Below are 12,494 nucleotides of genomic sequence, written 5' to 3'. Positions count from 1 at the left end.
TGCTGCCGCGCCAGCGATGGCGATGCCTACCGCCGGGCATCCGATTTTAATGAGTGTGCCGCTGACCGAGCCGCAGGTGACGCGTAGCGTCGGCTTGATCAAGCGCCGGGGGCGCACGTTGACGCCAGCAGCGCTGGAGCTGGAGCGGCTGATTGTCGAGATGAAAGCGCTGCCGCCGTCAGTCCAGGGGCCAACGGCGGCGCATTAAGACTGCGAGCCGTCAGTTATGGCTAACGGAATCAAGCCCGGTCGCACGCACCTCTGGTTGGACGCCAGGTGATGCAAGGTAGTCGAGCAAGGCCTTTGCTTGCTGCGGATACTGGGCATCGACAGGGATCCCTGCGGCGAAGCGCGTGACCGACTGCAGTGACTCCGGGATCTTGCCAATGAAGGTCACTCCGGAAACCGGCAGCAGTTCGCTGACCTGCTGGAATCCCAGTTCGTAGTCGCCTGTTGCGACCACTGAGGCCACCGGGGTTTTCGGAATCATCGTGGATTTGGGCTGCAATTGGCTTTCGATTCCCAGGCGCTTGAACAGTTGATCCTGGATGTACACCCCGCTGGCACTGTCGGAGTAAGCGACTGAGCGAGCCTTGAGCAAGGCCGCCTTGAACTGGTCTTCGGACGCGATTTTCGGCGTGTCGGCCCCGGCGCGCACAACGGCCCCGATTCTCGAATCAGCAAGCTCGACCCGTGAGCCAGGTATCACTTTGCCTTGCTTGATTAAATCATCGAGTGCATATCCGACCATGATCACCACGTCAGCCTGTTCACCGCGCTCGAGTCGATTGGGAATGGCTTCAGGCGCCTTGCCCATGGATGGCCCCAGTGTGGTATCCAGCGTATTGCCTGTGGCTGCGGCGAATTTTGGGCTAAGTGCCTTATAGGCAGCGGTAAAACCGCCGGACGTCATTACGTGGATTTCGGCGGCGTGTACAGCCGCCGTCATGCTCAGGCTGCCGAGCAATACCCATGCGGCAAACTTCATACACAGTGCTTTCATAAACTATTTCTCCACGCCGGGACGTAAGGGCTATTACACCGCAAGGCGCAGTTGCACGGCTTTGCTACGGTACAGAAACAGGGTCGCGGACAACGCGCAGACGGCGGCAAAACTCATCCAGTAGCCGGGTGCTGCCTTGTCACCAGTGAGGTGGATAAGTGCTGTGGAAATGGCCGGAGTGAAGCCGCCGAATACCGCAGTGGCAAGGCTATAGGCCAAGGAAAAACCGGCGACGCGAACTTCAACGGGCATGATTTCGGTCAGGGCCGCAATCATTGCGCCGTTGTACATGCCGTATAGAAAGGACAGCCACAACAGCGTTTCCAGCATGTGGCCAAAGCTGGGCGCCTGGGCCAGAAATGACAGGGCAGGGTAGGACGTAACGATGGCCAGCGCGGCCATGGTCACAAGCACCGGTCGCCGCCCGACGCGGTCAGACAGCGCGCCGCCGATGGGCAGCCAGATGAAGTTAGAGACCCCCACCAACAGCGTCACCATCAAGGCATCGGCGGTGCTCAGGTTGAGTACGGTCTTGCCGAAAGTAGGCGCATAGACGGTGATCAGGTAAAAAGCCGTGGTGGTCATCGCGACCATCAGCATGCCTGCGACGACGGTCCCCCAGTTCTGCATCAAGGTATTGAACACTTCACGCATGGTCGGGCGGTGTGTGCGCGCAGAGAACTCTTCGGTTTCCTCAAGCTTGCTGCGCAGGACGAAGATGAACGGGACGATCAGACAACCTATCAGGAAGGGCACGCGCCAGCCCCAATCGGCGATCATCGATGACGGCATCCACTGGTTCAAGGCGAAGCCTAGCCCGGCAGCGACGATGATCGCGACCTGCTGGCTGGCCGACTGCCAACTGGTGAAAAAGCCTTTTTTACCGGGGGTCGCCATCTCGGCCAGGTACACCGAAACGCCGCCCAGTTCTGCGCCTGCAGAGAAACCTTGAAGTAAACGCCCGATCAGCACCAGGGCTGGCGCCAGCAGTCCGATGCTCTCGTAGCCCGGTACCAGCACGATCAGAATGGTGCCGCTGGCCATGATCGACAGCGTGACGATCAGTCCCTTGCGGCGGCCGACGTCATCGATATAGGCACCCAGAATGACTGCACCCATCGGGCGCATGAGAAACCCCGCGCCGAACACGGCGAAGGTCATCATCAACGATGCAAATTCGCTGCTCGCCGGGAAAAAGGCGGCTGCGATATAGGTGGCATAAAAACCGAATAGGAAGAAATCGAACTGCTCGAGAAAGTTGCCTGACGTTACCCGGAAAACCGCACCTGCTTTGGAGCGGGCGGACGCTGTTACGCTTTGAGTTGAGCCCATCTACTTGTCTCCCGACACTTTTATGCATGCACCTGGCGTGCACGATTGTTATAGGAGCGAATAGTGTCTGAGAGGGACTGAGTTGAGAAATGCATAGTTCGCATTCATTGATGCGTCATGCGTATAAATGATTTGAGTGAGTTTGGCGCTGGCATCCCGTATCGGGTAACGCTGGGCCGGGATGCCTTATGTGGCAGGGCGCAGTGTCAGACGCCAGCTTTCATCAGTGCCGCACACGCGGTTTTATAGGCCTCGTGCTGATATTTATTCAGCGAGGCGGCCAATGCAAAGTCATGTTTTTTATATTGAGCGCTGACGGTTTGCGGCGACACGAGGGACACCTCGCACTGATTCAGGAGCTGTAGAACCCCTTCGATTTTGAAGGTGGTCGGGCCACCCGCGAATTCGCCTTTTTTGCTGCGTTTTTTGATCGCGATGTGGTCGATACCGTTATCACGAACAAACGCCTCGACGAGGGCCGCGAACGCTTTGACGTTCGACGACTCGTCATCGTCCTCAAGTGCGATTTTTTTTGTGGTCAGAGGCAGATGTTCAAACGCGTTATTTTGAAGCGTGGCGACAGCGAAAATGGCTTCGCTGCCTTTGATTTCGATACCGCAGATCTTCATGTGGCTGCCTTGCGCAGGTTTAAAGGCAGCCATCTTCTTCTCTTTTTTCAGCGATGGCTAACTGATAAACACTCCGCGCGCCATGCCTGCGGCTGCCACGAGTATGACGATGATCAGACCCACTTCGATGTGGCTGATTCGGGAGTACAGCAGCGCGCGTCGTGTATCGATAGGGGTGCCATTTTTAAACGCATTGCGCCACTTGATCAGGGCAACCATGGGCGCGATTTCAAGCAGGATGATTGCAATGAACGCCGTCATTTTCAGGTGAAACAGCGGTTGATGCAGATAGTAGAAGGTTCCCTTTTCAAGCCCGCCAAATGCACGCAACGCCCCGGTTACCAGCAGCACGGCTACAGCGATACCCCAGAAGTTGTCGGCCACAAACACATCCCTGAGCTTGGAGGGATTGGTGCGGCTGAGCCGGCGCAAAGATCTTCCACGGCTGAGTACTGCTCCCAGTGCAACGCCGTATGCCAGCAGATGCAGTGTTGCCAGGAACCATTTGAAGAGCATGGTTGTGAATCTCCATTCATGACGATAAGAAAGCAATCCATCCAACAGCGGGTATTCGAGTCGTATCTTACTGTTCGAGATTTTGCCCGAACCCCACGCTGTTTCGGGCTTTTATTGAGAGGAAACAAGCACGGCCGGCGAGTTCGCAAGTGTCCTTGATTACTCTTTCGACTGAAGCCCGGCCTGCCTCATGGTCAGGTTTTTCTGATTCTTGTATTGCACGGCAACTTGCGGGGCCGGGTTGCTTTTCCCTGTTTCCATCCAATTGCGCAAACGAGTCGCATCGGCGAAGTGAGTGTATTTGCCGAATGCATCGAGAATCACCACCGACACCGGCCGATTGGCCATCGTGGTCAACAACACCAGGCAGTGGCCGGCTTGATTGGTGAATCCGGTCTTGGTCAGGGTGATGTTCCAGTTGGATTTTCTGATCAGGTGGTCGGTGTTGCTAAAGCCCAGGCTGTAGGTGGGCTTATGGAATGTCACGGTTTTTTCGGGGGTGGTGCTCAGTTCGCTCAGCATGGGGTATTTGCGTGAGGCGAGTACCAGTTTGGTCAGGTCGCGGGCGGTGGACACGTTGTAGATGGACAAACCGGTTGGCTCGACATAGACCGTGTGCTTCATGCCCAGCGCCTTGGCCTTGGCGTTCATCGCCAGGATGAAGGCGTTATAGCCACCCGGATAACTGTGGGCGAGGCTCGCAGCGGCCCGGTTTTCCGAGGACATCAGGGAAATCAACAGCATGTTCTTGCGGTCCAGCTGGCTGCCGAGCTTGACCCTGGAGAACACACCTTTCATTTCCTTGGTGTTGGTGATCGACACCGGAATCATTTCGTCCATGGGCAGTTTCGCGTCCAGCGTCACCATGGCCGTCATCAGTTTGGTCACTGAGGCGATAGGAACGACGATGTCCGGGTTGCTCGAATACAGTACTTTGTCGGTTTGCAGGTCAACCACCATGGAACTGCCCGAGGCCAGGTGAAGTTGTGAAGGGTCACGATTAAGAGGGGCGGGTTCATTTGCTAACGCGCTCTGAGAGAGTGCGGCGCCTGTACATACAAATAATAGGCTCAGAATGGAATGACGAATTTTCACGAGCTGGGCTCACTAATAATGGAATATGCCGTTTAGCACGGGGTCTCTACGAAAACACTTCATTTTATGAGCACGCTCCGGGCGCTGTCGATGGGTCTTGTCAGTTGAATTGAGGTTTAAAGCTGCCAGGCGCTTTTATAGGTGAAAAAACCACGATTGCTAACCAAAACCAGCAATAGACATGGTGTCTGACGAGCACACCGATTAGCATTCTGTGCAGTTAATGCCACGTGTTCTCAAACGACTCAGGAGTCGCGCAATGCCCAAGGATTTTATCAGCAAGGATTACCTCGCACTGGTAATAGTAGCGGCTATGGTTGCAGTGCTCTTGCTTGGGGTCGGTTTTTTTCAGAAATCTGCGGATTGGGCGGGCTGGATTCAGGCGACCGGTCTTATCGTTGGTTTGATAGTGGCGATAGCGGTGCCGGGCATTCAGAAAAAGCAGGACGCCTCGAGCCAGCACAAACTGATGCGCGAGCGGGAGGTGGGGTACGCTCGCCGACTGCAATACTTGTGCGGCGAGCTCAATGAGCTGCTGGCAAAAATCAATATTAACCTGACGCATCTTCGCGCCACCGACAGGCATCGCCTGCAACATACCCTTCAGGATTTCCTGCATCGCTTATTCGAATCGCATAAGCGTGATCTGAATGATGACCGTGTGGTGATTGCTCACGAACTGCGGCAGGTGGCTAACGAGCTGGTCGATGAGCTTGAGAGCGGCCGTGCAGACCGGGTGGTCATGATGAACCTGGATAAACGCCTGCAAAAACTGGCGCACCGGACTCAGGTCAATGCGGCAATGGCTGAACGTCTCTGATCAGGCTTTTTGCGACGCATAAAAAAGCCCACATCAGGGATGCGGGCAAGGGGATGTGCGGAGCAACGCACGATGTCAGGGCAACACTATTCGTTAAAACGGGTATTAAAATCAGGCAACCAGCATCAGGCGTTCATCTGGCCCGTGTCGAACTTCTCGGACAACGCCTTGGCCGCTGGCAGGGAGGCAAAGGGGCCGCTGATGGGTTCGCCGTCCTGTACCAGGTACCAGCAGGCAAGCAGGCCGCACGCTCTGAGCGGGGCTGGAACTGCGCTACCGACTACCGACATGATTTGAACCTTGGTCATAAATACCTCCATCAATCTATGGCGCTACTCTACGGCGCCCTGCGAGCAAGTGATAATCACTGCTCTCGATAGTGGACATTGATGATAACGAGGTTCGTTACGGTTATTGCCGTTGCGCGTCCGTGACTGATCAGTCGACGACCTGGTCGAGCATTGCCATCACTTCGTGATTGTTCAGAAGACCTTTTTCAACCAGATTCTGTGCCAGCAAGGACAAAAACTTTGCGCTGCGATGACCTTCCAGGCTCTTGAGTTCGGTCAGTGCGCAATACACTTTGTCCGATGTGCACAATCCCTCCGCATGATGGGGATGCTGAGTTGGCATAAGGGCGTCCTTATTGTTATGAAGGCTGGTGTCGCTGAACGAGCGTTGCTGAAGAGCACCGGATTCACGACGATGACGTCAATAATGACGGACTCAAGCAAACACGCTGTCCCCCCAGCGACCTCCATCGAACTGATGTAGACGCTAAAAAAACAGCCCCGCCTTTTTGGGGGCAGGGCTGTTTTTCAGAATGTTACCAGCGCCCTGGGCCGTCACCCCGGTAGCCCCGTTCATCCCTGTCATGACCATAATAGCCATGAGGACGACCGTAGTAGCCTGGCGGTGGGCCGTAATACCCAGGACGATAATAAACCGGGGCTGGCGCCACTACGACCTGTTGGTAGTACACAGGTGGCGGCGGTGCCTGATAGTAAACCGGTTGTGGTGCATAGACCGGTTGCGGTTCCACATAGACTGTCCGGGGTTGGTTGGATGACATCACGGCACCAGCCACGACGGCCCCGACCACGGCGCCTACCACTAGACCTGGACCACCCCAACCGCGCCCGTCGGCTGACGCTTGGCTTGCGATGGCTAGGGCACCTAACAACAAGGCAACCTTGGGGATGTGACGAATCATGAGTATTCCTCGGCTTTCAACCCCGTTGTCGCGAGCCTGCGTTACGCTCAGGCACTGCCACGGGATACTACTAAGACAGCGGTTTCGGAGAAATCTGCGAATCGCGTGAGTAAAGATTGTGTAAGTGTGTCCGGCGGCTATTATCCCGGACTTGCCCGCGTTGGCAAAGGCCATTCTGTAAGCCGCAGGGCAGGGTTATTCCAGCTTTGCCAAGCGCTCTTCCAGCGCCGTAATCCGCGCTTCGAGCTCGTCCAGACGCTCTGTCGAGGCGGACCCGCCACTGGCGCGTTCGGGCTGATTTTGTCGAGCCGCGAGAATAGCCTCGATGTCTTCCGGGTCACCGAGTGAGTGCATATATCGATCTTCACGCTGGCCGGATTGACGCGGCAACAGCGTCGCCAGCCCTCGGGCGATCAAGCGCTCCAGTTGATGGGCGACCTGCTCGATATCTTCAAAGTCGTGCATGCGGTTGCTGCGAGTGAGCAATTCATTGACCGTTTGCGGGCCGCGCAGGAACAGCAAACCACTCAAGATAACCTGTGCGGGTACTAACTCCAGGGCTTTATCGACGCGATGTTCCCAGCGATCAGCACGGCTGCCCATCACCAGCCGTGTCAAGCCACGGCCTTCGAGGGCGCGCAGACTTTGGCCGACCTGGCCCTGAGTCAGGCTCATCACCGGTTCGCGGCTGGTTTTTTGATTGCAGGCAGTGACCAGCGCATTAAGGGTCAAAGGGTAGGTTTCGGGGTTGGTGGCCTTTTTTTCGATCAGGCAGCCGAGGATGCGAACTTCCACATTGTTGAGTTGCAGCTTATCGGCGGAGTCGGTAGACACGGGCTCGGTAGACATGGCGCTTTCCCTGGGCGTTTGAAGGCAACTAGCCTAGGGGCTTGGTGATATAAAAGACAAGCCGCTTTCGTGTGCCCTCCATGACTATAATCACGCCACCTTCAATCCAGGATCTGCCATGACTATTTCCCTGTACGCCGCTTCCGTCCCGGTTTTCAAACAAATGCTCACTGCTTTGAGTGACGTATTGGCCAAGGCTGAAGCCCATGCCACAGCAAAAAACATTGAGCCTGACGCCTTGCTGCAAGCTCGCCTGTTCCCGGATATGTTCCAATTGATCCGTCAGGTTCAAATCTCCGCTGATTTCGCCAAAGGCGTATCGGCCCGCCTGGCGGGTATAGAACCACCGAAGTTTGACGACACTGAAAAAACCTTCGCCGACCTGCAAGCTTTGATCGCCAAGACCCTGGCTTTTATCGGTAGCGTCAGCCCTGAGCTGATCAATGGCCAGGAAGATCGCGAAATCATCACGCGTCAGGGCACACCTAAAGAGAAGCGCTTCGACGCTCAGACCTACCTGTTGGGCTATGGTCTGCCGCAGTTCTTCTTCCACGTCACCACGACCTACGCCATCCTGCGCCACAACGGCGTTGAAGTCGGCAAGCGTGACTACATGGGCGCGTACTGATTCGTTGAATGACCTGTTGGATTGACGCCGAGCCGTTGCACGAGATGTTTCGTGCAGCGGCTTTTTTATGCTTCGTGTCACGCGTAGATGTATTGACCGACAGATCGGTCCTTATGGCCTGATCTGCTTCGTTGTTCTGGAGTTTTCATGTTGTTGCCTATTTTGCTGTTGTCGGCTGCCGGTTTTACGGTACTGACCACAGAGTTCGTCATCGTTGGCCTGTTGCCTGCGATAGCCCGCGACCTGGGTATCTCGGTGTCTCAGGCCGGTTTGTTGGTGACGTTGTTTGCGTTCACCGTGGCCGCTTTCGGGCCTTTCCTGACGGCGTATTTTTCGCGCTTTGAGCGCAAGCGCCTGTTCATCACCATTTTGATCATGTTCGGTTTTTCCAACCTGTTGGCGGCATTGGCACCCAACATTGCCGTGATGGCGGTTGCGCGACTGATTCCCGCGCTGGGGCTGCCGGTGTTTTGGGCGCTGGCCAGTGAGACAGCGGTGGATATTGTGGGGCCGGAATACGCCGGGCGAGCGATTTCAAAGATTGGCTTCGGCATCGTCTGTGCGACGGTGTTCGGCATCCCGGTCGGGACCTTGATTTCTGATGCCTGGGGATGGCGTAGCGCGTTCGCCATCCTGGCGGTGGTAGCGTTCGCCAAAGCATTGCTGTTGTTGATCTACCTGCCCACGACGAATAAGCACAAAGAGCCGGTTTCATTGCTGGGGCAGTTCAAAATCCTGCGTAGTCCATTGATGCTCGGCCATGTGCTGTTGTCGGTGCTGGTGTTCAGCGGCATGTTCACGGCTTATACCTACCTGGCGGACATGCTGGAGCGTCTGGCCGGGTTCAATGGCACGGTGGTGGGCTGGTGTCTGATGGGGTTTGGCGCGGTAGGCCTGCTCGGTAACTCGTTGGGTGGGCGCATGGTTGACCACCACCCACTGATTGCCAGTCTGTTCTTCAGTGCGTTCATGATCACCGGCATGGTGGCCGTGGTGCCTAGCATGCATTCGACGCTAGGCCTTGGCCTGGCGTTGGCCGTCTGGGGTATCACGCAGGCAGCGTTGTTCCTCGTCAGCCACGTTCGGTTGATGAAGGCGGCCCCCCATGCGCCCGCTTTTGCGGCTTCGTTGAACATTGCCGGGGCGAATCTGGGGATTGGCATTGGCGCGATCATCGGTGGGCAGGTAATCGACAGTTTCGGTCTGGGCAGTCTGGGCTTTGCGGCGGCGGGGATTATTTTACTGTCGATTCTGCTGGCGCTGCTGTTGATGTCCGCCAGGCCCGTACCTGTTTGTGCTTAATCAGAGTGGGTGAATAACCCGCGTCGAGCGCCCTCGGTAATGGCAACAATGCCTGGGTGCTTGACCTTGCGTTCGACCGAAATCGCGTAGAAAGACTCGGTTACGGCGTCGGTCTGACCGATCATTTGCACCCCGTATTGCGCCTGAACTTCATCGGCAATCACGCTAGGGGCGATGAAAATTCCGCTGCCGGATTTGCCGAAAGCCTTCATCAGCGCGCTGTCGTCGAACTCGCCGATAATCCGCGGTTGCACGTTTTGCTCGGCAAACCAACGCATGAGGCGGTTGCGGACCACGGTTTCCTGCCCCGGAATCAATAGCGGCGCGCCTTGCAAACCGTGAGGGAAATTCGGTCCATAGCGCTCGGCCAACGCCTGAGTCGCGAAAAAGCTGATCCCGCATTCGCCCAGCTTCTGGCTATAGCCTTTGATGTCCAGGTGCGAAGGCATTGGGCTGTCGGAGATCACAAGGTCCAAGCGCTGGATGGCCAGATCGGCCAGCAAGCGCTCGAGTTTGTCTTCGCGACAGGTGATGCGGACTGGCTCAGCCAGCGCCATGGTCGGCGCAATCAGCCGGTACACAATCGACTTGGGCACCACATCCGCAACCCCGATGCGAAACAGGATTTGCTGCTCATTGGGCTGGGCGCGAAGCAGCGCTTCCAGCTCACCTCCGAGCTGAAACATTTGCTCGGCATAGGGCAGGGTAAGGCGACCTGCTTCGGTTAACTCCAACTGCCTGCCCACCCGGCGAAACAAGTCGACACCAAAGGTTTGCTCCAGCAGGCTGATTTGCCCGCTGATGGTCTGCGGCGTCAGGTTCAGTTGCTCGCTAGCCCTTACGATGCTGCCGGTTTTGGCCACGACCCAGAAGTAATGCAGCTGTCGATAATTAAGCATGAGCAGCCCGATTCGTAAAAACCGAAGTATACATGGCAAAAATACGAATTTTTCTGATGTGTTTGTCTCCCTAGAATGCAGCGCTATCGCCGAGTCTCCTTACGCACCCGGCAACTCATTCAATGTTTCAGGCTGAATCAGGGCTCACTCACATGGAATATCTATTACAACTGGCTGCAAGCCCTACCGCCTGGATCGCTTTGGCGACGCTGGTGGTAATGGAAATCGTGCTGGGCATCGATAACCTGATCTTCATCTCGATCCTGACCAACAAGTTGCCAGAGCATCAGCGGGCCAAAGCGCGGCGTCTGGGGATCGGCATGGCCCTGTTCCTGCGTCTGGGCTTGCTCAGCACCATCGCCTATATCGTGCAGTTGACTGAGCCGGTTATCGAACTGTTTGGGCAGGTGTTCTCCTGGAAAGACATGATTCTGATTGCCGGTGGTCTGTTCCTGTTATGGAAAGCGACGACCGAAATTCACCACAACGTGGAAGCTAGGCATGAAGACGAGAAGGTGGCTTCTTCAGGCGTGACACTAGGCTTGGCTGCCGCCATCGGCCAGATTTTGATACTTGATATGGTGTTTTCCATCGACAGCATCATCACTGCCGTGGGCATGACCGAACACTTGCCGATCATGGTCATCGCTGTGGTGGCTGCCGTTGTGGTGATGCTGGTTGCGGCAGAGCCGTTGGCCAAGTTCATCAATGACAATCCGACCGTGGTGATGCTGGCGCTGGGCTTCTTGATCATGATCGGCATGACACTGATCGCCGAGGGCTTTGGTGCGCACGTTCCGAAGGGCTATGTCTACGCGGCGATGACGTTCTCAGCGGTAATCGAAGGTCTGAATATGCTGTCGCGCAGGTCGAAGCTCAAGGCGAAGTTGAAGGCCGTGACTGTCTGAGTGTGAGGGTTTGTTGCGGGTGAAAGTCCAAGGGTCGGTGTGGAGTTTTCCATTACCGGCCTTTTTTCAACGCAGGCGGAAGGAGTTTGAAGTGGAGTGATCGTGCCGGCTTTCGGTATTTGTGGGGTTTTCGTGTTCGGCTTCACGGTGATGGTGCCGACGAGAAATGCGCATCACTCCCCACAGCATGGCTGAGGCGACTGCCAGCCAGGCGGCTATCAGCATTGCAATTGTTATTTCCGGGCCCATACGTGCCTCCGCTGTTTTCAGCGTCTCTGTGCATCCGACTGACAGTCTAGTACTGCGCATGTTTCCAACAATTGACTAATGGTCTCCAATGCATGATCGATTTGATCTATGCAAGGCAAAAGTCTGCACTAAATGAGCTATGCCGAAGGCTTGAGCCGCCCTATGATCAGGGTCCGAGCCGGGTCGTGGGTTGCCCGGCGCTTGTTGAAGTGAGTGAAAATGCTGCTGGTATTACCTCGAGTTCTTGCCGCTCGCTCGAAGCGGATGTACCTGGCCCTTGCGCTTCTATCGACCTTGACTGCCTGTGCTGGCAGCGTGGCCCCCGGGATCCAGCGTTTACCCGATCGGGTTGAGCTCAATTCGGTACCGTTTTTCAAAGGTAACGTTTACCAAAGCGGGCCAGGGGTATTGGCCAGCATGTTGTCGCAACAAGGGGTGATTATCACGCCTGGATTGCTGGACAAGCCCCTGCATTTGCCTGGTGGCGAGGCCAAGCTTGAGCAAAACATGCAGGCCGTGGCGCGTGGGTACGGATTTATGGTCTATCCCCTCGGTGGGGAATTACAGGACCTGCTGACTCAGGTGTCGGCGGGATACCCCGTCATGCTGCGTTACACCGATGGTTCGGCCTGGTGGGCGGAACCCCGTTACGCAGTGCTGATAGGCTACAACCGCAACAAACAGACGGTCCTGCTGCACTCGGGCATGAACCGTCGTCAGTTGATGAGTTTCAGCAGCTTTACTTCTGCCTGGAAGGACGCAGGCAGTTGGGCTGTGCTGGTGCAAGGTCCGCGGCAGATCCCGGCGCAAGTCGATCAGCCGCGTTGGTTGAACGCGGCGAATGATTTGACCCAGGCTGGACAGGCGCAAGCGGCCGGCGAAGCGACCAAGGCATTAAAGGCGCGATGAATCGCACCGACTGAAATAATAAAACGGCGCCCTCGGCGCCGTTTTTGTTAGAAGGCTGCTCAAAAGCCAAACTTGTCCCGCAGGGCGTAGTACCAAGCGCCCAGCGCCGTTAACGGCGTGCGCAACAACTGGCCGCCGGGGA

General features: G+C 56.2%; 16 protein-coding genes and 1 pseudogene. 6 read left to right on the top strand and 11 right to left on the bottom strand.

Annotated features, from left to right (window positions below; all coding sequences use genetic code 11):
• Nucleotides 1–208 (top strand): annotated as a pseudogene (locus K0F75_RS25830) (LysR family transcriptional regulator); the annotation flags it as partial.
• Nucleotides 209–220: 12 nt separating this feature from the next.
• Here the strand turns inward: K0F75_RS25830 and K0F75_RS17040 are convergent.
• The 5 genes from K0F75_RS17040 to pbpG form a co-directional block, all read right to left on the bottom strand.
• Nucleotides 221–1,003, bottom strand: a complete 783-nt coding sequence (locus K0F75_RS17040) for a substrate-binding domain-containing protein (RefSeq protein ID WP_219063126.1) — start codon at nt 1,001–1,003, stop codon at nt 221–223.
• Between the two features lie 33 nt (nt 1,004–1,036).
• On the bottom strand, nt 1,037–2,335 hold the full coding sequence (locus K0F75_RS17035; RefSeq protein ID WP_219063125.1) for an MFS transporter: 1,299 nt from the start codon (nt 2,333–2,335) through the stop codon (nt 1,037–1,039).
• A gap of 206 nt (nt 2,336–2,541) precedes the next feature.
• The gene (locus K0F75_RS17030) at nt 2,542–2,964 is read right to left on the bottom strand and encodes a DUF3010 family protein (protein WP_219063245.1); all 423 of its coding nucleotides are present in this window, start codon (nt 2,962–2,964) and stop codon (nt 2,542–2,544) included.
• 57 nt (nt 2,965–3,021) lie between these two features.
• Complete coding sequence (locus K0F75_RS17025) at nt 3,022–3,480, bottom strand: DUF2214 family protein (RefSeq protein ID WP_219063124.1); 459 nt, start codon at nt 3,478–3,480, stop codon at nt 3,022–3,024.
• A gap of 159 nt (nt 3,481–3,639) precedes the next feature.
• On the bottom strand, nt 3,640–4,575 hold the full coding sequence (pbpG, locus tag K0F75_RS17020; protein WP_219063123.1) for a D-alanyl-D-alanine endopeptidase: 936 nt from the start codon (nt 4,573–4,575) through the stop codon (nt 3,640–3,642).
• A gap of 259 nt (nt 4,576–4,834) precedes the next feature.
• On the opposite strand from pbpG, the gene K0F75_RS17015 reads away from it, so the two are divergent.
• Entirely contained in the window at nt 4,835–5,395 is a 561-nt protein-coding gene (locus tag K0F75_RS17015) for a hypothetical protein (RefSeq protein ID WP_219063122.1), read from the top strand.
• 125 nt (nt 5,396–5,520) lie between these two features.
• On the opposite strand, the gene K0F75_RS17010 is transcribed toward K0F75_RS17015, so the two are convergent.
• The 4 genes from K0F75_RS17010 to K0F75_RS16995 form a co-directional block, all read right to left on the bottom strand.
• Nucleotides 5,521–5,703 (bottom strand): hypothetical protein, encoded by a 183-nt coding sequence (locus K0F75_RS17010; protein ID WP_219063121.1) that lies wholly within the window; start codon nt 5,701–5,703, stop codon nt 5,521–5,523.
• 130 nt (nt 5,704–5,833) lie between these two features.
• Nucleotides 5,834–6,028 carry a hypothetical protein gene (locus K0F75_RS17005; RefSeq protein ID WP_219063120.1) on the bottom strand — a complete coding sequence of 65 codons (195 nt, stop codon included), beginning with the start codon at nt 6,026–6,028 and terminating at the stop codon, nt 5,834–5,836.
• 193 nt (nt 6,029–6,221) lie between these two features.
• Complete coding sequence (locus K0F75_RS17000; RefSeq protein WP_219063119.1) at nt 6,222–6,608, bottom strand: hypothetical protein; 387 nt, start codon at nt 6,606–6,608, stop codon at nt 6,222–6,224.
• Nucleotides 6,609–6,803: 195 nt separating this feature from the next.
• Nucleotides 6,804–7,457, bottom strand: a complete 654-nt coding sequence (locus K0F75_RS16995) for a YceH family protein (protein ID WP_219063118.1) — start codon at nt 7,455–7,457, stop codon at nt 6,804–6,806.
• Between the two features lie 118 nt (nt 7,458–7,575).
• Between K0F75_RS16995 and K0F75_RS16990 the strand changes: the two genes are divergently transcribed.
• Both K0F75_RS16990 and K0F75_RS16985 read left to right on the top strand, forming a co-directional pair.
• Entirely contained in the window at nt 7,576–8,085 is a 510-nt protein-coding gene (locus K0F75_RS16990; RefSeq protein WP_219063117.1) for a DUF1993 family protein, read from the top strand.
• Nucleotides 8,086–8,232: 147 nt separating this feature from the next.
• On the top strand, nt 8,233–9,387 hold the full coding sequence (locus K0F75_RS16985; RefSeq protein WP_219063116.1) for an MFS transporter: 1,155 nt from the start codon (nt 8,233–8,235) through the stop codon (nt 9,385–9,387).
• On the opposite strand, the gene nhaR is transcribed toward K0F75_RS16985, so the two are convergent.
• Nucleotides 9,384–10,286 (bottom strand): transcriptional activator NhaR, encoded by a 903-nt coding sequence (nhaR, locus tag K0F75_RS16980; protein WP_219063115.1) that lies wholly within the window; start codon nt 10,284–10,286, stop codon nt 9,384–9,386. The genes K0F75_RS16985 and nhaR overlap by 4 nt on opposite strands.
• A gap of 152 nt (nt 10,287–10,438) precedes the next feature.
• Here nhaR and K0F75_RS16975 point away from each other — a divergent pair, with 152 nt between their 5' ends.
• Nucleotides 10,439–11,194, top strand: coding sequence for a TerC family protein (locus K0F75_RS16975; protein WP_219063114.1), 756 nt, complete (start codon nt 10,439–10,441; stop codon nt 11,192–11,194).
• 66 nt (nt 11,195–11,260) lie between these two features.
• Here K0F75_RS16975 and K0F75_RS25825 read toward each other — a convergent pair whose 3' ends face one another.
• The gene (locus tag K0F75_RS25825) at nt 11,261–11,443 is read right to left on the bottom strand and encodes a hypothetical protein (RefSeq protein ID WP_257604416.1); all 183 of its coding nucleotides are present in this window, start codon (nt 11,441–11,443) and stop codon (nt 11,261–11,263) included.
• 219 nt (nt 11,444–11,662) lie between these two features.
• Between K0F75_RS25825 and K0F75_RS16970 the strand changes: the two genes are divergently transcribed.
• Nucleotides 11,663–12,352 carry a PA2778 family cysteine peptidase gene (locus tag K0F75_RS16970; RefSeq protein WP_219063113.1) on the top strand — a complete coding sequence of 230 codons (690 nt, stop codon included), beginning with the start codon at nt 11,663–11,665 and terminating at the stop codon, nt 12,350–12,352.
• The last annotated feature ends 142 nt before the right edge of the window (nt 12,353–12,494 follow it).

Origin of the sequence: Pseudomonas sp. UMAB-08 (assembly GCF_900095225.1) — a bacterium.
GTDB lineage: Bacteria > Pseudomonadota > Gammaproteobacteria > Pseudomonadales > Pseudomonadaceae > Aquipseudomonas.
Note: the sequence above shows the minus strand (reverse complement) of the source record. Positions and strands in the feature narration are given on the sequence as shown.